This is a genomic window from Micromonospora sp. WMMB482 (assembly GCF_019038635.1).
Classification (GTDB): Bacteria; Actinomycetota; Actinomycetes; order Mycobacteriales; family Micromonosporaceae; genus Micromonospora; species Micromonospora marina.
Genome location: NZ_JAHOPD010000020.1, coordinates 662803 through 681704, shown reverse-complemented (window position 1 = coordinate 681704; position 18902 = coordinate 662803). Strand labels below are relative to the sequence as shown.

At 75.2% G+C, this 18902-nt stretch carries 19 protein-coding genes and 1 riboswitch; of the genes, 7 read left to right on the top strand and 12 right to left on the bottom strand.

Annotation, left to right across the window (positions count from 1 at the left end):
* Nucleotides 1-15: 15 nt before the first annotated feature.
* Both KSK32_RS03950 and KSK32_RS03945 read right to left on the bottom strand, forming a co-directional pair.
* Nucleotides 16-1155 (bottom strand): alcohol dehydrogenase catalytic domain-containing protein, encoded by a 1140-nt coding sequence (locus KSK32_RS03950; protein ID WP_216928559.1) that lies wholly within the window; start codon nt 1153-1155, stop codon nt 16-18.
* Complete coding sequence (locus tag KSK32_RS03945) at nt 1152-1595, bottom strand: hypothetical protein (RefSeq protein ID WP_216928557.1); 444 nt, start codon at nt 1593-1595, stop codon at nt 1152-1154. Before KSK32_RS03945 ends, KSK32_RS03950 begins: the two co-directional genes overlap by 4 nt.
* Before the next feature lie 156 nt (nt 1596-1751).
* Here KSK32_RS03945 and KSK32_RS03940 point away from each other — a divergent pair, with 156 nt between their 5' ends.
* Nucleotides 1752-4526, top strand: coding sequence for a LuxR C-terminal-related transcriptional regulator (locus KSK32_RS03940; RefSeq protein WP_216928555.1), 2775 nt, complete (start codon nt 1752-1754; stop codon nt 4524-4526).
* Between the two features lie 3 nt (nt 4527-4529).
* Here the strand turns inward: KSK32_RS03940 and KSK32_RS03935 are convergent, their stop codons facing one another.
* The 3 genes from KSK32_RS03935 to KSK32_RS03925 form a co-directional block, all read right to left on the bottom strand.
* Complete coding sequence (locus KSK32_RS03935; RefSeq protein ID WP_216928553.1) at nt 4530-5084, bottom strand: DsbA family protein; 555 nt, start codon at nt 5082-5084, stop codon at nt 4530-4532.
* Between the two features lie 100 nt (nt 5085-5184).
* On the bottom strand, nt 5185-5859 hold the full coding sequence (locus KSK32_RS03930; RefSeq protein WP_216928551.1) for a BON domain-containing protein: 675 nt from the start codon (nt 5857-5859) through the stop codon (nt 5185-5187).
* 160 nt (nt 5860-6019) lie between these two features.
* Entirely contained in the window at nt 6020-6424 is a 405-nt protein-coding gene (locus KSK32_RS03925) for a hypothetical protein (protein ID WP_216928550.1), read from the bottom strand.
* Between the two features lie 419 nt (nt 6425-6843).
* On the opposite strand from KSK32_RS03925, the gene KSK32_RS03920 reads away from it, so the two are divergent.
* Complete coding sequence (locus KSK32_RS03920) at nt 6844-7203, top strand: STAS domain-containing protein (RefSeq protein WP_013287849.1); 360 nt, start codon at nt 6844-6846, stop codon at nt 7201-7203.
* Nucleotides 7204-7304: 101 nt separating this feature from the next.
* A complete protein-coding gene (locus tag KSK32_RS03915; protein WP_018787115.1) occupies nt 7305-7757 on the top strand; it encodes an SRPBCC family protein in 453 nt (150 codons plus the stop codon).
* Between the two features lie 23 nt (nt 7758-7780).
* Here the strand turns inward: KSK32_RS03915 and KSK32_RS03910 are convergent, their stop codons facing one another.
* The 4 genes from KSK32_RS03910 to KSK32_RS03895 all read right to left on the bottom strand — a co-directional run bounded on the left by KSK32_RS03910 (nt 7781) and on the right by KSK32_RS03895 (nt 13292).
* Nucleotides 7781-8854, bottom strand: a complete 1074-nt coding sequence (locus tag KSK32_RS03910) for a hypothetical protein (RefSeq protein ID WP_216928548.1) — start codon at nt 8852-8854, stop codon at nt 7781-7783.
* A gap of 4 nt (nt 8855-8858) precedes the next feature.
* A riboswitch (cyclic di-AMP (ydaO/yuaA leader) is annotated at nt 8859-8989 on the bottom strand.
* Between the two features lie 143 nt (nt 8990-9132).
* Nucleotides 9133-10047: a cation diffusion facilitator family transporter gene (locus tag KSK32_RS03905; RefSeq protein WP_216928546.1), complete on the bottom strand. Its 915-nt coding sequence runs from the start codon at nt 10045-10047 to the stop codon at nt 9133-9135.
* A 91-nt stretch (nt 10048-10138) separates the two neighbouring features.
* Nucleotides 10139-12253: an AAA family ATPase gene (locus KSK32_RS03900; protein WP_216928543.1), complete on the bottom strand. Its 2115-nt coding sequence runs from the start codon at nt 12251-12253 to the stop codon at nt 10139-10141.
* Between the two features lie 124 nt (nt 12254-12377).
* The gene (locus KSK32_RS03895) at nt 12378-13292 is read right to left on the bottom strand and encodes an alpha/beta fold hydrolase (RefSeq protein ID WP_216928541.1); all 915 of its coding nucleotides are present in this window, start codon (nt 13290-13292) and stop codon (nt 12378-12380) included.
* A gap of 147 nt (nt 13293-13439) precedes the next feature.
* On the opposite strand from KSK32_RS03895, the gene KSK32_RS03890 reads away from it, so the two are divergent.
* On the top strand, nt 13440-14069 hold the full coding sequence (locus KSK32_RS03890) for a carbonic anhydrase (protein ID WP_216928539.1): 630 nt from the start codon (nt 13440-13442) through the stop codon (nt 14067-14069).
* Nucleotides 14070-14106: 37 nt separating this feature from the next.
* On the opposite strand, the gene KSK32_RS03885 is transcribed toward KSK32_RS03890, so the two are convergent.
* Entirely contained in the window at nt 14107-14436 is a 330-nt protein-coding gene (locus KSK32_RS03885) for a hypothetical protein (protein ID WP_216928537.1), read from the bottom strand.
* A gap of 330 nt (nt 14437-14766) precedes the next feature.
* On the opposite strand from KSK32_RS03885, the gene KSK32_RS03880 reads away from it, so the two are divergent.
* Genes KSK32_RS03880 through KSK32_RS03870 form a run of 3 tightly spaced genes read left to right on the top strand, consistent with a single transcriptional unit; the run spans nt 14767 to nt 17301 of the window.
* The gene (locus KSK32_RS03880) at nt 14767-15258 is read left to right on the top strand and encodes a DUF3145 domain-containing protein (RefSeq protein WP_013287841.1); all 492 of its coding nucleotides are present in this window, start codon (nt 14767-14769) and stop codon (nt 15256-15258) included.
* Between the two features lie 33 nt (nt 15259-15291).
* On the top strand, nt 15292-17016 hold the full coding sequence (locus KSK32_RS03875; protein WP_216928535.1) for a glycoside hydrolase family 3 protein: 1725 nt from the start codon (nt 15292-15294) through the stop codon (nt 17014-17016).
* Between the two features lie 54 nt (nt 17017-17070).
* Nucleotides 17071-17301, top strand: a complete 231-nt coding sequence (locus KSK32_RS03870; protein ID WP_216928533.1) for a hypothetical protein — start codon at nt 17071-17073, stop codon at nt 17299-17301.
* 87 nt (nt 17302-17388) lie between these two features.
* On the opposite strand, the gene fabF is transcribed toward KSK32_RS03870, so the two are convergent.
* Both fabF and KSK32_RS03860 read right to left on the bottom strand, forming a co-directional pair.
* Entirely contained in the window at nt 17389-18615 is a 1227-nt protein-coding gene (fabF, locus tag KSK32_RS03865; protein ID WP_216928531.1) for a beta-ketoacyl-ACP synthase II, read from the bottom strand.
* 2 nt (nt 18616-18617) lie between these two features.
* Entirely contained in the window at nt 18618-18857 is a 240-nt protein-coding gene (locus KSK32_RS03860; RefSeq protein WP_007072348.1) for an acyl carrier protein, read from the bottom strand.
* Nucleotides 18858-18902 lie beyond the last annotated feature (45 nt).

Here is an 18902-nt window from a genome sequence, read left to right as displayed (position 1 = left end):
CCACGGCGCTCACCTTCACGGTGTGAAGACCACCCGGACGCAGCCGTCGGCCCGGTCCCGGAACAACGCGTACCCCTCGGCGCCGCGCTCCAGCGGCATCCGATGGGTGGCCAGGTGCTCGGTGACCAGCTCGTCGCGGGCCATCCGCTCCAGCAGCGCCGGGATCGCGGCCCCGCCCCGGCGCCGGGCCGCGCGGACCGCGAGCCCCTTGTCCGCGAACGCGCCGAGCGGGAACCGGTCCACGAACCCGGGCCGGGCGTCGAGCACCACCACCACGCCGCCCTTGCGGCAGGCGTGCACCGCCTCGCGCAGCGCCGCCCCGCCGTCCGGCTCGGCCGCCGGCCACCGGCCCGGCGCGGCGGCCGTCACCCCGGAGGCGTCGACGCACACGTCCGGGCCCCGGCCGCCGCTGCGTTCGCGCAGCTCGGCGAGCACGTCCACATACCTGTGGTTGAGCGCCTCCACGCCGTCGTGCCCGGTGACCATCCGCAGGCGGTCGTCCCGGTCGTCGACCACCACCACCCGGTCCGCGCCCCGGGCCACCGCCGCACCGGCGGTGAGCTGGCCGACCGCGCCCGCCCCCCACACCGCCACCACGTCGCCGGGGGCGACCTCGCCCAGCTCGGCGCCGTACCAGCCGGCCGGCGCGGCGTCGGCGGCGAACACCGCCCGCTCGTCGCTTACCGACTCCGGCACGGCGAACGCGCCCACGTCGGCGTACGGCACCCGCACGTACTCGGCGTGACCACCGGCGAAGCCACCCAGCCGGGCCGGCCGGCCGTAACCCCCGGCGGGCGGCTGCCCCCACTCCGGCTCGGCCGGCACGCCGTTCGTGCCGTTGTCGCAGCAGGCCGGCATCCCCTGCCGGCAGAACCAGCACGCCCCGCAGGCGACCGCCGCGCCCACCACCACCCGGTCGGCGACCCGGTGCCGGCGTACCTCCGGACCGACCTCGACCACATCGCCGAGGAACTCGCGCCCGAGCACCTCCCCGGCGGACGCCTCGGGCACCCGCCCGGCCAGAAGCGGCAGGTCCGCGCCGCAGGTCGTGCTCCGCCGGACCCGGACGATCATGTCCTGGGCGTTGCGCAGCTCCGGGTCCGGGACGCGGCGCACCTCCACGAGGCCGGCACCGGCCCAGCACAGCGCCCTCACGCCGCAGCTCCCGGCCGGTCCAGTGGCGAACGGTCCGCCCGCAGCACCTCGCCGGTCTCCAGGAGCTGCTTGGTCTGCCGCAGCACCAGGCGCAGGAACCGGCCCGGGTCGTCGCCGACCAGGTGCGCGGCGAACCCCGGGAGCGTGCACTCCCCGCCCAGCGGCCGGACCGCCAGCTCGGTGCCGCGCCCGCCGGGGGCCGGACGGGCCCATACCTCGACCGCGCCGTCGAGGCGCCGCAGCGGCTCGGGCCACCGCCCGGCCGGGAGCACCTGCTCGGGCGGAGCGGCCACGGTCACCACCTGCCACCGGCCCGGCCGCGGATCGGCACCCGCCCGCCGCGCGCGGCGGCGGGCCAGCACCCGCGCGCCCGCCGGAGCCAGCACCCGTGCCCCCGCCGCCGCCAGCGCGCCGGTCGCCAGCCGTCTGCTCCGCGCCACCTGACCTCCCGCCGGTCCCCGGGCGGCCGGCGCATCCGGCCGGCCGCCCCGCGTGCCTACAGGGTGCGTGCCGCCCGGGTGAGCGGGGTTCGCCCCGAAGGGGTGAACCGGCGCGGTGCGGGTAACCGCTGCCCGCACCGACGGGGGGAGGGACGCATGCCGGAGGAGGCAGACCAGGTCGTCACCGCACCGAGCGGCACAAGCGACATCACCGGTACGCCCGATCTGCTCACCACCGGCCTCGATTCACCCGATGTCGCCGGTGGTGCGCTGCCAGGCGGCCCGCCGCTGCTGGCGTCCCGATTGACGCCGCCCGCGCCGCCCGAGCCGGTCCTGCTGCGTCCCCGGCTGCTGGACCGGCTGGAACGGGGCGCGTCGGGGCCGGTGACGCTCGTCTGCGCGCCGGCCGGCTGGGGCAAGACGACGCTGCTGTCGACGTGGGCGCAGGGGGAGCGGGACGGGTCGGCGCCGGCCTGGGTGACGGTGGCCGAGGGGGAGACCACCCGGCGGCTCTGGGGCTACCTCGCGGCGGCCCTGCGTACCGCCGCCGCAGGCGACCCGGACGACGGGCCGCCGCCGGTGCCGGACGGGCCGCCCGGGCCCGACCAGCTCGAAGCGCTCGCCGCCGCGCTCGCCGCACGGGAACGACCCGTGCTGCTGGTCCTGGACGACCTGCACCGGGTCACCGATCCGGCCGCCCTGACCGGGCTGGAGTTCCTGCTCCGGCACACCGACGGCCGGCTGCGGCTGGTGGCCGGCTCGCGCGGCGAACCACCGCTGGCGCTGCACCGCTGGCGGCTGGCCGGGGAACTGACCGTGATCGGTGCCGACGACCTGGCGTTCACCGCCGACGAGGTGGCCGACCTGCTCGTCGCGCACGGCGTGGCCGTACCCCCACCGGCCGTGACCCGGCTGGCCGAGCGCACCACCGGCTGGCCCGCCGGGCTGCGGTTCGCCGCGCTCGCGCTCGGCGACGGCGCCGACCCGGCGCGCACCGTCCAACGGTTCGCCGGTGACCAGCCGGACGTCGCCGCGTACCTGCGGGACGAGGTGCTCGCCCCGCTGGAACCGGCGACCCGCGACGTCCTGCGCCGGGCGGCGGTGGCCGTCGCGGTCCACCCCGACCTGGCCGCCGCGCTGACCGGGCGGCCGGACGCCGGGCACCTGCTCGCCGAGGCGGCCCGGGAGGGCGGTTTCCTCCACCAGGACGGCGGCAGCCCGCAGTGGTACCGGCCACACCCGCTGCTGGCCGACGTGCTGCGCGACGAGCTGGACCGGCTGCCCGCCGGCGAGGTGCGCGAGCTGCACCGGCGGGCGGCCGGCTGGTACGGCGTTCACGACCGTCCGGCCGAGGCGCTGCGGCACGCGCTTCTCGCCGGTGAGTGGGCCGACGCCACCGAGCTGCTCGTCACCCGCTGGCCCGAGCTGGCGCCGGACGAACCGGCCGCCGTACCGGCTCCACCCGAGCCGCCCGCCGAGGCGGTCCGCCGGGATCCGGAGCTGGCGCTGGCCGCGGCCGCCGAGCGGGCGTACGCCGGGGATCCGGCCGCCGCCGGCGCGCAGTTGCGGCGGGCGCTGGCCGAGGCCGCCGGCCTGCCCGCGCCGCGCCGCGACCGGTTCGGCCGGCTGGCCGCCGCCGTGGAGCTGAGCCTCGCCCGGCTCGGCGGCGACCACGAGGAGGTACGGCGGGCCGCCGACCGCCTGCTGGCCACCGGCCCGGCGCAGGCGCCCTCGACCCCGGACGGCGGAGCCGGCGATCCCCGCGCCGGAACGGCGGAGCGGGACGACGTGCGCGCGGTGGCCGGCGCGGCGCACGGGCTGGCCGCGCTGGCCGAGGGGAAGCTGTCCATCGCCCGGGACCGGTTCGCCACCGCCCGGGAGGCGGCGCGGCGGGCCGGTCGGCCGCGTACCGAGCTGCTCTGCGTCAGCCGCTCGGCGTTGCTGGAGGCGGCCCGGGGCGCGCTGCGGGCCGCCGAGGAGCTGGCCCGCGAGGCGCTGGCGATGCCGCCCTGCCAGGGCTGGTCGTCCCGGTCCGACTGCGGCTACGCGTACCTGGCGCTGGCGCTCGTGGACTGGCAGCGGGACCGGCCGGCGGAGGCCACGGCCCATCTGGCGCTCGCCGGGCCGGCCGGCGCGGAGCCGGGCGGCGCCGCGCTCACCGCGCTGTGCCGGGCCGGGCTGCTGGCCGACCGCGACGACCCGGGCGGCGCGCTGCGCACGCTCGCCGGGGCGCGGGCCGTCGCGCCCGGCCGGGAGCTGGGCGAACGGCTCGCCGCCGACGAGGCGCAGGTACGCGCCGCGGTCGGCGACGTCGACGGCGCCCGGACGCTGCTCGACGCGGCGGGCGACGGGCCGGCGCCGGCGCTGGTGGCCGCGCGGCTGCGGTTGCGCGCCGGTGACGTCCGCGCGGCCGAGCGGGCGCTGCCCGACTGGACCGCGTCCGGCGCGGCGGACTGGCCGCTGCCGGTGCGGCTGGGCGCCGGGCTGCTCGACGCGGCGCTCGCCGACGCCTCCGGTGACGCCCGCCGGGCCGGCCGGCTGCTGGAGGAGGTGCTGGCGCTCGCCGAGCCGGACGGCTTCCGGCGCGTCTTCACCCGGGCCGACCCCGGAGTACGGAACCTGCTCGCCGCGCGCCTGGACTCGGGCACCGCGTACTGGGCCACGGTGAGCGAGCTGGTCCGGGGCGTGGACGCGCAGCCGGTGGCCGCGGCGGCCGACGGTCCGGCCCGGACGCTCGACGAGCCGCTCACCGAGCGGGAGCTGACCATCCTGCGCTATCTCCAGAGCATCCTGTCCAACGTGGAGATCGCCGCCGAGCTGTCACTTTCGGTCAACACGGTCAAGACGCACGTGCGCAACATCTACCGCAAGCTCGACGCGACCCGCCGGCGGGACGCCGTCCGGCGGGCGCGCGAGCTGCGGCTGATCTGACAGTCAGCCGTCGTCGGTGGCGGCGTCCACCATTGTCAGCAGGTCGGGCAGGTCGTAGCCACCGTCGTGCCGGACGTCGTTGACGAACAACGTCGGGGTGCCGTTGACGCCGCTGCGGATGCCACCGACGAAGTCCTGCCGGACTCGGTCGGCGTACTCCTGCCGGCCGACCTCCGCGGCGATCTCCTCCGGCGACAGGCCGATCTGCTCGACGCCCAGCGACAGGTGCACCGGGTCGAGCTGGTCCTGGTGCTGGTAGAGCCAGTCGTACATTTCCCAGAACCGGCCCCGGGCCGCGGCGGCCTCGGCGGTCTCCGCGGCGGTCTCCGCGTACGGGTGGACGTTGGTGATCGGGAAGTGCCGGTACGCCAGCCGCACCACGTCGGCCCGCTGGCGCAGCACCTCGGTCAGGTTCGGGTACGCGGCGCCGCAGAACCGGCACTGGAAGTCGCCGTACTCGACGATGGTGACCGGCGCGTCCACCGGCCCGCGGACGTGGTCGCGTTCGGTCACCGGTATCCGCAGCCGTGCGGTGGTGACCTGGAGGGGCGTGGTCATCCGGTACTCACCCGCCGATCCGGACCGTTCGGATCACTCATGCCTCCCACCATGGCCCCGGCCCGGGTGAGGTGGGCTCACCCGGGCGGGGTGGTTCCCGTCAGCGCACCGCGAGGTGGTTGCGCACCTCCCGGATGCCCGGGGCGTTCCACACCACCCGCTCGATCTCCGCACGCTCGCCGGCCGAGTGGACCTGCCCGTTCAGCAGCACCGTGTCGCCGTGCACCCGTACGTCGACCTCCTCGGCCTCGGTGGCACGGTTGCGGGCCAGCGCGTCCACGATCCGCTCGGCCAGGTCGTGGCCGCCGGCGTGCACCGCCGGGCGTACCGCGATCCCGTTGCTGACCCCGCGTACGCCGGTGAGCCGGGCGACCGACCGTTCGGCGGCCCGCCGCTGGTACTCCCACTCGACCTCGCCGTGCAGCGTGACCCAGCCGTCGGCGACGGTCACCTGCAACGCCTCGATCGGGACGAACGCGTCCCACTCCAGCGCCCGTACGGCGGCGACCGCGATCTCCGGATCCTCTCGCCCGGCGGCGGTGTCGATCCGGACGGCGAGGTCGTTGGCGACCGCACGGACCCGGGCGACCCGGTGGGCGGCCCGCTCGGCGGCCCACTTCTTGGCGTAGCTGTCCACCCGGCCGGTCAGCGTCACCACGCCCTCGGTGACGGTCACCCCGATCTCGTCCGGGCCGACCCGCGGCTCCCAGGTCAGCTCGTCGAGCACGGCGCTCTGGATGTCCCGGTCGGTACGCGTGATCGTGTCGGTGGCCATCCGGCTCTCCCTCCCGTCGATCGCGGCACGGGCATGTGGTCCCGCACCCGCGATCCTGCGCGTGCCCCGGGTGAGCGGGCCTCACCCGGTCCGGGTGAGGCAGCACGGTGGCCGCCCCCGGGAGTCCCGGGAGCGGCCACCGTGTCGGGTCGCCTGTCGCTCAGCCGTCCAGGCCGGCCGGCGAGTTCGGCCGGTCGACGTCCACGAACTCGATCTCGTCCGCGGTGCGGTCCCGGCTGCCGGCGGCGCGTGCGGCGGTGCCGGCGGCCCAGCCGATCGCCGCGCCGGCGAGCGCCGCCGCGATCAGCAGCGTCCAGGGCAGCGCGGGCCGGCGGCCGGCGAGCGCGTCGAACGCGAGGCCGGCCCGGCGGCGTGCCTCTTCCGCGGCGGTGCCGACCAGGTCGGTGGCGTCGTCGGCGAGGCCGGAGGAACCGCGGCGTGCGGTCCGGGTGGCGTCGCGCACGCTGTCTCCGGCGGAACCGACGGCGGAGAGCAGGTGCTGCCACGCCTGGTCGGCGACCCGCTCGGCCTTGCCCCGGCGGTCCAGCAGGTTGGATCCGAACATCGTTCTACCTCCTCGGGTGCCGAAGGCCGGCGGCCACTTCGGACTCCGGTGTCCATCCGGCGGGTTCACTGTCTCGGGCAGTGCCCAGCGGGCGGGCGCGGCAAACCACGCCCGGGTCACGGCGACCGGGCGGTGAACGGGACGAACCACTCGAACGCGCCGGGACCGGTGCCCACGGGACGTGCGTGCGCCCGCTACCCTGGTCGGCGGATCGGCGGGGCCGACCGGCCGGACGGCTGGTCGCGACCCGTCCTTGAAGGGGAAACTGGAACCCGGAGGTCCGGATTGGGTACGCCCAGGTGTGCCCAGTTCGCGAATTGCTCATCCCGGGGGGTGGCGACCGGGCCGTGAGAGGAATACGCTCGGTCGCGGCCCGCGTACTGATGAGGCGCCCGTCATGGGCGAGTGGAGGTGCTCGCGTGAGCCTGTCGATCGTGAAGTCGGTGCGACCGGGTGGTGTCGTCCAGATCGCGCCCCGTGGGGAGATCGACGTCGACACCGCGTACGAGGTGCGGGAAGCGATCGCCGAAGTGCTCGCCAAGGGCCGCCCCTCGCGGATCGAGCTGAACATGCGGCTCGTCACGTTCATCGACTCGGTAGGCATCAGCGCCATGGTCGCGGGCTTCCAGACCTGCGAGGTCAGCGGCGTCAAGCTCGTGGTCACCGAGCCGAGCCGGTTCGTGCACCGGCAGCTCTGGGTGACCGGCCTGCTCGGCCTGTTCGGCGCGCCCGAGCCGTGGTTCGCCGACGACACGCCCGAGGTGCTGCCCGGCGCCTGAGCGCCGTTCACACCCCCTGCGGCCAGGGGGCCTTCTACCCGTTGCCAGTCCGGCGCCGGTACGGGACGATCGTCGCGACGCACGACGGCGAGGGGGCCCGCTTGCAGAGCAGCGACAGCTTCAGCTACACCGTGCAGGCCCGGTGCAGCCGGGCCGAAGCGGTGGCCCTGTTAGGTGATCTGAGTCGCCAGGGCGAGCTGCATCCGCTGATCGTCCGGGTCCGGAAGCTGCCGGCCCGGCCGGGCGCACTGGCCAGCTACGCGATCACCGACCGGCTGCAGCTCGGCCCGCTGCACTTCCCGGTCACGTACCAGGCGGACGTGCTGATCGCGGGCGAGGACGAGGTGGTCACCGTGGCGCGGCAGCAGCCCGCGACGACGGTCCGCAACCACACCCGGCTGCGCGACGAGCCCGACGGCACGGTACGCATCGACGTGGAGATCACGCTGACCGCGCCGGCGCCGCTGTTCGGGTACGCGTTCCGCCAGGCCCGGGCGGCTCACCTGGGCCTGGCGGCGCGTCTCGGAGCGACCCTGGAGGGCCGGCCGGCCTGATCCGGCCGGCCCGTCCGGGGCGGTCAGTACACCGAGAGGTGCACGTGGTTGGTGTGGTCGCTGGACGGGTCGCCGTTGGCGCCGCTGTACGACTTCCACCCGCTGCTGGGCAGCCAGATCTGCTTGAACCAGATCACGTAGAGCACGGCGAGCGGGTCGGCGTTGCGCACGAAGTACGCGGCCAGGTTGTTGCCGTACGTCCGGTCACCGCCGGAGGCCACACCGCCGAAGCCGCTCTTCTGCGCGGCGAAGTCGCAGGCCCGCCCCTTCGGGTGCTCACCGGAACCGCTGGGCCGGTGACACGAGACGTACCGGGTGAAGCCGGCCGCCTTGGCCTGTTGCAGCGCGTGCAGCGTGCGCGGGGTGATGCAGCCGTTCGCCGGCGTCGGGTCGTTGACGCTGCACGACTCCGACGGCCAGGAGCCGTCCGAGTTGCGCGGCGCCGGCTTCGCGTTCTTGCTGGAGGTGCCCTGGACGCTGCCACCGCCGCTGCTGCCGCGCGAGGTGCGGTCGTTGGCCACCTCCAGGGCGCGCTCGGCCTGTTCCTTGCGCTTGGCCATCACCGTCACCTGCTTGCGCTGCTCGCGGATCTCGCCGTCGAGCTGGGCGCGGGTGCGGGTGGCCTCGTCCCGGGTGGCGATCAGGTCGCGCAGCGTACGGTCCTCGTTCGCGGCGACCTGCTCCAGCGCGGCGGCCCGGTCCATGAAGCCCTCCGGGCTGCTGCTGCCGAGCAGTGCCCCGGCGGTGCCCAGGCGGCCGTTGCGGTACGCCACCGCGGCGATCTCGCCGACCTTGGCGTCGCGTACCGCGAGTTCGGCGCCGACTGTCTTGAGCTGGTCGTTGAGCTGCTTCTGCCGGCTCACCGACCGGTTCAGCGCGGCTTTCGCCTCCAGCCAGCCCTTGCCGGCGGCGTCGAGCTGGGCACGCAGTTCGGGCGTGCCGCCCTCGTCGTCGCCGGGAGCGGCGGCGAGCAGGCCGGTCGCCGGCGCCGCCGAGGCGGGGGAGACCGGAACGGTCGCGACGCCGAGGGCCAGCGTCGCGACGATCAGGGCCGCCAACCGGGCGGCCGTCCGTCGTACAGGTGCCACTGGGGGCATTCACACGTCCTTCCGTCAACGCCGACCGGGTTAGCTGACGGGTTCGGGACGGAAGATCCCTACCGCTGACGCGGATGCACCCCACGTACGTGGTTCCCCGGCTCGTCCCTGCGGACGATTAGGCGACGGCCGCCCCACCGGGGCCGGTGGCGTCCGCGGGTGCGGCCGCGACCGAGACTACCGGCGCTGCCCGGGCACGGCTCCGCGGAGCAACGCCGCTAGGCGGGGCAAAACCGGCATAAGACTACATTAGCCACAGTGATTTAAGTGTGTCCTAATCACCACTCGGTCGGTCCGCACACTCCGGCCGACGCTCCGGGTTCGACCTGCAACGTGGCGTGATCGATGGAGAAGTCCTCGTGCAGGGCGGCCCGCGCCGCGGCCAGCACCCCGCCCGGGTCCACGCCCGGCTCGGTGGTCAGGTGCGCCGAGGCCACCTCCATGCCCGAGGTGAGCGTCCAGACGTGCAGGTCGTGCACCTCGGCCACGCCGGGTACGGCGGCCAGCCGGTCGTGCACGGCGGTCACCTGGAGGTGCTCCGGCGCGGCCTGCACCAGGATGCGCAGCGCGGCCCGGCCGAGCCGCCAGGTGCGCGGCAGGATGAACAGGCCGATGCCGACGGCGACCAGCGGGTCCGCCCACCACCAGTCGGTCACCGCGATGACCAGCGCGGCGGCGATCACGCCGAGCGAGCCGAGCAGGTCGCCGAGCACCTCCAGGTACGCCCCGCGCAGATTGATGCTCTCCTTCGACCCGGCGCGCAGCAGTGCGAACGCGGCGATGTTGGCGAGCAGGCCGAGCGCCGCCACCACGAGCATCGGGCCGGCCAGCACCTCCGGCGGCTCGCCGAACCGGCGTACCGCCTCGACCAGGACGTAGACGGCGACGGCGGCGAGCAGCACGGCGTTGGCGAGGGCGGCGAGCACCTCCAGCCGGTAGAGCCCGAACGTGCGCTGCGGATCGGTGCCGACGCGGCGCGTGGCGGTGATCGCGGCGAGCGCCATGCCGATGCCGAGGACGTCGGTGAACATGTGCCCGGCGTCGGAGAGCAGCGCCAGCGAGCCGGTCGTGAAGGCGGCCACCGCCTCGACCACCATCAGGATGGCGAGCAGCGCGAAGGCGGCCCAGAGGCGGCCCCGGTGGCGATGTGCCGCGTTGGCCACCGCACCGCTGTGGTCATGACCTGCGCCCACGCCAACACCCTTCCTGCCCCGTACCGGCCCGACCCAATGTATGTTCACATCGCTATGTGTGCAAGTGAACTGCGGGTGGCGGCCGGGCGACTCACCCCACCGGGTCGAGCGTGGTGAGGCGCTGGGTGGCCCGGGACAGCGCCACGTAGAGCGTGCGCACGCCCGAGGGGTCGGCCCGGATCTCGCCCGGCGCCACCAGCACCACGCCGTCGTACTCCATGCCCTTGGCCTGGAGGCTGGTCACCACCTGGAGCCGGCCCGCGCCGAGCGCGCCCAGCCAGCCGGCCACCTCGTCCCGGCGCGGCACCGGCGTGATCACGCCGACCGTGCCCTCCACCTGCCCGAGCAGCGTCTCGGCCGCCTCGACGGTGGCCGCCGGCAGGTCGGCGGCGGGCACCGTGCGCTCCACCGGCGGCACCCCCGTGGACCGCACCGCGTCGGGCAGCGGCAGGTCCGGGTAGAGGCGGCGGATCTCCGCCGCCGCCACCGCGAAGATCTCCGCCGAGTTGCGGTAGTTGGTGGTCAGCTCGTACCGGTGCCGCTTGCGCCGGCCCAGCGCCTGGTCACGGGCCCGGTCCAGCTCCTGCGGGTCGCCGGTCCAGGCGGTCTGCGCCGGGTCACCGACCACGGTCCAGGACGCCAGCCGCCCGCGCCGGCCGACCATCCGCCACTGCATCGGCGAGACGTCCTGCGACTCGTCCACCACCACGTGCGCGTAGTCGCGGTAGTCGGCCGGACGCTCCCGCGCCGCCGCGCGGGCGGCGCGCTGCCGGTCGGCGTACGTGCTCAGCTCGCGCACGCCACCGGCGAGCTGGTACGGGTCGCGCCTGGGCCGGGCCCGCTGCACCGGCTTGCCGAGCAGCGCGTCCAGCTCGTCCAGCAGCGCGATGTCGGCCACCGTCAGTCCCTCGGTCCCGAGCGTCCGGTACGCGTCGCCGAGCAGCCGGATCTCCGCCGAGGAGAGGATCCCCCCGGCGTAGCGGCGCAGCCGGTCCGGGCGGGCCAGCCAGCCCAGCACGTGCCGCGGGTGCAGCCGGGGCCACCACGCCTTGAGGAACTCGCGGAACTCCGGCCGTTCGATGATCTCGTCCTCGAACGCGGGCTGCTCCGGCAGCCGGCCCACCCGCAGCGTGCGGGCCTGCGCGTAGAGCGCGGCGAGCACCGCGTCGAACGCCGCCCGGCGTACCTCGTTGCGGCGCGCCCCACGGGCCAGCGTCCGGTCCCGGATCGCGTCCAGCGCGGGACGTTCCAGGCGTAGCAGCTCGCCCCGGTAGAGCAGGCGCAGCTCGGCCGGGGAGTCCGGCACCGCGTCGCGTACCGCGCGTTCCAGCACCCGGCGCATCCGCAGCGAGCCCTTCACCGCCGCCACGTCCGGTGGGTCGGTCCGGGACGCGGACAGGCCGGGGAACAGCGAGCCGAGCGAGTGCAGCGTGGCGGTCTCCTCGCCCAGTGACGGCAGCACCGAGGCGATGTACTCGACGAACACGCCGGACGGGCCGACCACCAGGATGCCGCCGCCGGCGTACCGGGCCCGGTCGGAGTAGAGCAGGTACGCGGCCCGGTGCAGCGCCACCGCCGTCTTGCCGGTGCCCGGGCCGCCCGACACGATCGTGACGCCGTTGCCCGGGGAGCGGATCGCCTCGTCCTGCTCGCGCTGGATGGTGGCGACGATGTCCCGCATGCCCCGGCCGGTGGCCCGGGACAGGGTGGCCAGCAGCGCCCCGTCGCCGACCACCGCCATGTCCGGCGGGGCGGCCTCCGGGTCCAGCAGGTCGTCCTCGATCCGGGTGACCTTCTCCGAGGCGGACTGGATCGTACGGCGACGCACCACGCCGCGCGGCTCGGCGGGCGTGGCCTGGTAGAACGCGGCGGCGGCGGGTGCCCGCCAGTCCACCACCAGCGTCTCCGCGTCCACGCCCCGCACACCCAGGCGGCCGACGTGCAGCACCTGCCCGGTCCGCAGGTCCAGCCGGCCGAACACGAGCCCCTCGTGCTCGGCGTCCAGCACGTGCCGGCGCTGGGCGGCGTGGAAGACCATCGCGTCCCGCTCGACCAGCGCGCCGAAGTTGCCGACCCGGGCCAGCCGGTAGCCCTCCCGCTCGGCGTCGGCCGCCGACCGGCGCAGTTCGGCCAGCCGGGCGTACACCCGGTCGAGGTGGCGCTGCTCGGCGGCGATCTCCCGGTCCAGCGTGGTCTGGTCGGTCAACGCGGATGCTCCTGTGTTCGGAGGGCACGACGGGCTGAATGAGGGTACGGGCCGCCGGCAACCGGCACGCCGGGGCATGCCGCGCACGTGGCGTACGCCGGTGCCGCTCGCGAGCGGGAGACGCTCAGAGACGGGCGGCCGGGCGGCCGGCCAGTACCCGGTCCAGCACGCCGGCGAGGGCGGTGTTCACCTCGTCGGGGCGCTCCATCATCAGCATGTGCCCGGCACCCGGGCAGACGGTCAGCTCCGTGGTGGGCAGCGCCGCCGCGATCGACTCGGCGCAGGGCGGCGGGGTGAGCCGGTCCCGGTCCCCGACCAGCGCGGCGGCCGGCAGCCCGCCGAGCGCGGCGAGCGTCTCCAGCCGGTGCTGGGCGCCGATCGAGGCGCGGAAACCGCCGATCGAGCGCAGCGTGGCTCGGGCCACCGCGGAGGTGACCAGCCGGATGTCGGCCGGGTCGCAGAGGTCGCCGAACAGCATCCAGCGGATGCTCGGGCGCAGCGCGCGCAGCAGCGCGTGCGGGGGCCGCCAGCCGCCGCAGCGGGCCAGCACCCCGGCGCCTGTGGTCTCGGCCAGGCGGATCAGCCGGGTGATCCGAGGGGACAGCCCGTACGCGGTGTGCGTGTGCCCCTCGGCAGTGGTGGAGACGAAGACCAGCCCGGCGGTACGCGCGGCGAACCGGCCGGGATGGCGGTGGGCGTACTCCATCACCGTCATCCCGCCCATCGAGTGCCCGACCAGGACGATCGGCCCGGACGGGGCGATCTCGTCGACCACCGCCGCCAGGTCGTCACCGAGCTGGGCGAGGGTGGCGTCGCGCAGCGCCAGGCAGCTCGACCGGCCGTGGCCGCGCGCGTCGTAGGTGATCACCCGGACCCGGCCGCCGAAGCGTTCCCGCAGCTCGGCGACCTGGCGGTGCCAGCTGCGCCCGTCCAGCGTCCAGCCGTGCAGCAGGACGGCGGTGACCTCGGCGTCGACCGGCCCGGTGACGCTGACGTGCAGGCGTACGTCGTCGGGGAGCCGCAGTTCCAGGTCCGGCATCGTCCACCTCCCGGGCCCGCCGGTGTGTGTCCACCGGATGACCCGGCGGTGACACCGGCGTTACCCGCCATGACACCACGGCAACCGGCCCGGAGAGAAGATTCCGGTCCGGCTCCGCGGCGTCGGATCGATGGCCAGGCTGAAGGCATGCCCTCCACCGCCCGCGGTCCGCGCGCCGCCCTGGCCGAGCTGCTCGCCGGCAACCGCCGCTTCGTCAGCGGGCAGCCGGTGCACGGGCACGACGTCACCGCCGCCGCGGCGGTGGCCTCCGGCGACCAGCAGCCGTACGCGGTGGTGCTGGGCTGCATCGACTCGCGGGTGCCGTTGGAGGCGATCTTCGACCAGACGTTCGGTTCGATCTGCGTGATCCGTACCGGCGGGCACGTCCTGGACCGGGCCGTCCGGGGCTCGATCGAGTACGTGGTGGAGCAGCTCGGCGTACGCCTGGTGATGGTGCTGGGCCACGAGCGCTGCGGCGCGGTCGGCTCCACGGTCGAGGCGCTGCGCACCGGGCGGTGCCCCGGCGGCGACTTGGCGTACGTGGTGGACCGGATCGCCCCGGCGGTCACCGACGTCGGGGTGGACGACCCGGACGCGCACCCGCTGGCGATCCGTCGCCACCTCCGGCGCACAGTGGCCGCGCTGCGCCGCGACGACCGGCTGGCCGGGCCGGTGGACGCCGGCGAACTCGCCGTGGAGGGCGCGCTCTACGACCTGGCCACGGGCGAGGTGACGCTGCTGCCGCAGGAGCAGACGCGAAACCGCCCGCCGGAATGATTCCGGCGGGCGGTTCCGGTGGTGCGGGTGGGGGCGCTCAGCCCTCGAAGACGCCGGCCTCGACCAGGCGCTTCTCGGTGGCGTCCCAGCCGTGGTCCGGGTAGGTCGCGGCCAGGCCGTTGATCTCGGCGCGGATCTTGGCGGCGTGGCCGGCGGCGGCCAGCACCCGGATCTCCTCGACGAACGCCTCGGAGTCGGTGCGCAGGTGCGCGGTCTTGCCGTTGGTCAGGTTACGCACGTAGGCGTGCTTGCCGCCGTTGAGCGGGATCAGGTACTTGAACTCGCCCAGCACGCTGAGGGCGCCACCCTGGCCAGCCTGGCCGGCCCGGACGGACGCGCGCGCGGTCTTAGAGGTGTTGCTCGCCACGGAGGTACTCCTTGCAGACGTACGGTGGGGACGGAAGGCCGTCCGGGGGCTGTGCAGGTGACGCCCGGGTGGGCGCCGGCCCGCGAAGATGTACGGCGGCACAGAGAACCGCCCAGAGAACTGTACACGACCACGACACCTGGCTGGTCGTCGCGGCGTCAGAGGGCACAACCAGGTCCACCACCCGGGTATTTCCCGCCCCCGGGGCCCGGCGAATTTTCCGATTCGCTGGCGCACCACCAGTCACACGGGTCATCATGTGTGCCAGGTACCACTCGCGTAGGACGAGGTCGTAGGGGAAGACGCACCTCGGCTCACCGGGAGGTCACCGTGCCAACGCGTGGCGTCGTATACGTCCACTCGACCCCGCTCGCCGTGTGCTCGCACGTCGAGTGGGCGATCGCGCGCGTCCTCGCCGCGCCGGTCAACCTGCACTGGACGGCGCAGCCCGCCGATCCGGGCGCCCGTCGCGCCGAGTGCGGCTGGACCGGCAGCCCGGGGACCGGCGCGGAGCTGGCCGCTGCCCTCCGGCAGTGGCCCATGATCCGTTTCGAGGTCACCGAGGAACCCAGTCCCGGCGTCGACGGCGAGCGCTTCATGTACGTACCGGGCCGAGGGCTGTTCCGTGCCGCGGTCGGCGCGGCCGGCGACATCCAGCTCGGCGAGGACCGCCTCCGCAGCCTGATGGCCGCCGCGCGCAGCCCGGAGGCGCTGGCCCACGCCCTGGACAAGGCGCTCGGCACCGCCTGGGACGCCGAACTGGAGCCCTACCGGTACGCCGGGGACGGTGCACCGGTGACGCTGCTCACCCGGGTCGGGTGACGGAGGCCGAGTTGCCCCGATACGGTGGGCCGCGTGTCGATTTCCTCGCGGCGCTCCGCCGTCGCGCTCGCCGCACTGACCGCGCTGCTCGCCTCCGGGTGCTCGGACGGGCCGGACCGGCCCCGGCCCGCCCCGTCGAGCCCGGCGCCGTCGTCGGCCGCGCCCGCGCCGAGTGACCCGCCGGCCGCCGACCCGGCCGCCCGCGCCGCCGCGCTCGTCGGCACGCTGAGCGACGAGGACCTGGTCGGGCAGGTGCTGATGCCGTATGCGTACGGCAGCTCGGCCACCGAGGTCTCGGCCGGATCGGCGGCCGGGAACCGGGCGCTCGCCGGGGTCGACACCCCCGCCGAGATGGTGGCGAAGTACCGGCTCGGCGGCGTGATCCTGGTCGGTTTCAGCGCCGACGACCCGACCTCGGGCAACCAGGCCACCACGAACGTGGACAACCCCAAGCAGGTCCGCGCGCTCACCGACGGGCTGCGCGCCGCCGCCGGCAAGCTGCCCGCGGGTGCCGCGCCGTTCCTGATCGGCACCGACCAGGAGTACGGCGTGGTCACCCGGATCACCGACGGCGTGACGCTGCTGCCGAGCCCGCTCGCCGCCGGCGCCGCCGGGAACCCGGCGCTGACCGAGGCCGCCTGGCGAGCCGCCGGTGCCGAGCTGGCCGCGATGGGGATCAACCTCGACTTCGCGCCGGTCGCCGACGTGCTGGCCACCCGCAGCACGGTGATCGGCTCCCGCTCCTTCGGCGCCGACCCGGCGACCGCGTCCCCGCAGGTGGCGGGCGCGGTACGCGGTCTCCAGGCCGAGGGCGTCGGCGCCGCCGTCAAGCACTTCCCCGGGCACGGCCTGAGCGCCGAGGACTCGCACACCGAACTTCCGGTGATCAAGCAGTCCCGCGCCGAGCTGGACCGGCTCGCGTTCCCGCCGTTCCGGGCCGGGATCGGCGCCGGGGCCATGGCGGTGATGTCGGCCCACCTGGACGTCAAGGCCGTCGACCCGGGCACCCCCGCGACGTTCTCCCGCAAGCTGCTCACCGACGTGCTGCGCGGTCAGCTCGGCTTCCAGGGCGTGGTGATCACCGACGGCATGAACATGGCCCCGGCGAAGAAGTGGTCGCCGGGTGAGGCCGCCGTGCGCGCGCTCAACGCCGGCAACGACCTCATCCTGATGACGCCGAACGTCAAGCAGGCGTACGACGGGCTGCGCGCCGCGCTCAAGGACGGCTCGCTGCCCCGCGCCCGCCTGGTCGAGGCGGTCACCCGGGTGCTGACCATGAAGTTCCGGCTGGCCGGGCGGGACGCGCCCGCGCTGTCCACGCTCGACGGCGCCGCGCACCGCAAGGCCGCCGACGACCTGGCCGCCGCCGCCGTGACGGTGCTGCGCGGCACGTGCGGCGGCGCGGTGAAGGGGCCGGTGAGCGTCACCTCCTCCGGCGGCCGGGAGCGCACCCGCAAGCTGCTGACCGAGGCGCTCACCGCGGCCGGGGTCAAGGTGGTGCCCTCCGGCGGCACAGTGGTGCACCTGGTCGGGTACGGCGACGGCGCGAAGGACCTGAGCGCGGGCGCCGCCGTCACGGTGGCCATGGACACGCCGTACGTGCTGTCCGGGGCGAAGTCGCCGACGCTGATGGCCACCTACTCGTCCACCCGGGCCTCGATGACCGGGCTCGCCGCGGTGCTCGCCGGCAAGGCCCGCCCGGCCGGGCGCTCCCCGGTGCCGGTCTCCGGCCTGCCGGCCACCACCTGCCGCACCTGACCGCCGCCGAAACCCGGGTGCGTCCGGGCGGCCCCGGCTGGCAGGGTGGCGCCCATGGGAGAGACAGCACAGGGATTCCGGTACGTCGAGCGCGGTGACGGCACAGTGGTCATCACGCATCACGGCCGGGTCGCCGGCACGTTGCGCGGCGGACGGGCCGCGCAGTTCCTGGCCGAGGTCGGCGACGACCCGCAGCTGACCATGGCCCGGTGGACCGGCAACTACCGGCGGGGCAACGAGCGGACCGCCCGGCAGCACCCCCGCAACCGCCCCGGAGCTGTGTAAGGAAGGGCCCCCTGTTAACGCCTGCGGTAGAGGAAGGGCCCCTTCTTAACAGCGAGCTGTTAAGAAGGGGCCCTTCCTTACGTCCGCTCAGGGGCGGGTGAAGACCAGCGCCACGTTGTGCCCGCCGAAGCCGAACGCGTTGTTCAGCGCCGCCGGGATCTCCATGTGACGAGCCTTGTGCGCGGCCACGTCTAGGGTCAGGCCCTCGTCCGGGTCGTCGAGGTTGATCGTCGGCGGGATCACGCCGTCCCGGATGGCCAGGATGGTGGCGATCGACTCCAGCGCGCCGGCCGCGCCGAGCAGGTGCCCGGTCATCGACTTCGTGGCGGTGAGCACCGGGTGGTCGCCGACCGCCTGACGCAGCGCGCCGATCTCCAGCATGTCCCCGACGGGGGTGGAGGTGGCGTGCGCGTTGACGTGCACGATGTCGGTACGGGCCACGTCCGCGTCGGCGACCGCCCGGGCGATGGCGCGGATGGCGCCCTCACCCTCGGCGTGCGGCTGCACGATGTCGTACGCGTCCGAGGTGATACCCGCGCCGGCCAGGCGCGCGTACACCCGGGCGCCCCGGGCGGCGGCGTGGTCGGCGCGCTCCAGGATCACCACGCCCGCGCCCTCACCGAGCACGAAGCCGTCGCGACCGGAGTCCCACGGCCGGGAGGCCCGCTCCGGCTCGTCGTTGCGGGTCGACATGGCCCGCATCGAGCTGAAGCCGGCGATCGGCAGCGGGTGGATGACCGCCTCGGTGCCGCCGGCCACCACCACGTCGGCCCGGCCGGCGCGGATGATGTCCAGCCCCAGCGCGATCGCCTCCGCGCCGGTCGCGCAGGCGCTGGCCACCGTGTGCACGCCGGCCTTGGCGCCCAGTTCCAGGCCGACCCAGGCGGCCGGGCCGTTCGGCATCAGCATCGGGATGGTGTGCGGGGAGACCCGCCGCGGTCCGGACGCCTCCAGGATGTCGTCCTGGGCGAGCAGGGTGGTGGCGCCGCCGATGCCCGAGCCGACGCTGACCGCCAGGCGCTCCGGGTCCGGCCCGGCGTCGGCCAGACCGGCGTCGGCCCACGCCTGCTTGGCGGCGATGATGGCGATCGCCTCCGAGCGGTCCAGCCGGCGCAGCTTCACCCGGTCCAGCACCTCGGACGGGTCGACCGCCAGCTCGGCGGCGATCCGGACGGGCAGTTGCGCGGCCCACTCCTGGGTGAGCGCACTCACCCCGGAGCGGCCGGCGAGCATGGCGTCCCAGGTCGACGCGACGTCCCCGCCGAGCGGGGTCGTCGCGCCGAGCCCGGTGACGACGACGTCGGGACGACTCATGATCAGGACTGCGCCTCGATGTAGCTGACGGCGTCCCCGACGGTCTTGAGGTTCTGCACCTCGTTGTCCGGGATCTTGACGCCGAACTTCTCCTCGGCCGCCACCACGACCTCGACCATGGAGAGCGAGTCGACGTCGAGGTCGTCGGTGAAGGACTTCCCCTCGGCCACGTCGTCCGGGTTCACCCCGGCAACCTCTTCGAGGATCTCGGCGAGGCCGGCGGTGATCTCGTCACGGGTCATTGCGGTTGGTTCCTCTCATCGGGGGTTACCGGTGACCGGCGTCGC

Coding starts and splice junctions, on each gene's coding strand:
- KSK32_RS03940 (WP_216928555.1), top strand. CDS start 1,752: ATGCCGGAGGAGGCAGACCAGGTCGTCACCGCACCGAGCGGCACAAGC.
- KSK32_RS03935 (WP_216928553.1), bottom strand. CDS start 5,084: ATGACCACGCCCCTCCAGGTCACCACCGCACGGCTGCGGATACCGGTG.
- KSK32_RS03930 (WP_216928551.1), bottom strand. CDS start 5,859: ATGGCCACCGACACGATCACGCGTACCGACCGGGACATCCAGAGCGCC.
- KSK32_RS03925 (WP_216928550.1), bottom strand. CDS start 6,424: ATGTTCGGATCCAACCTGCTGGACCGCCGGGGCAAGGCCGAGCGGGTC.
- KSK32_RS03910 (WP_216928548.1), bottom strand. CDS start 8,854: ATGCCCCCAGTGGCACCTGTACGACGGACGGCCGCCCGGTTGGCGGCC.
- KSK32_RS03895 (WP_216928541.1), bottom strand. CDS start 13,292: ATGCCGGACCTGGAACTGCGGCTCCCCGACGACGTACGCCTGCACGTC.
- KSK32_RS03890 (WP_216928539.1), top strand. CDS start 13,440: ATGCCCTCCACCGCCCGCGGTCCGCGCGCCGCCCTGGCCGAGCTGCTC.
- KSK32_RS03870 (WP_216928533.1), top strand. CDS start 17,071: ATGGGAGAGACAGCACAGGGATTCCGGTACGTCGAGCGCGGTGACGGC.
- fabF (WP_216928531.1), bottom strand. CDS start 18,615: ATGAGTCGTCCCGACGTCGTCGTCACCGGGCTCGGCGCGACGACCCCG.
- KSK32_RS03860 (WP_007072348.1), bottom strand. CDS start 18,857: ATGACCCGTGACGAGATCACCGCCGGCCTCGCCGAGATCCTCGAAGAG.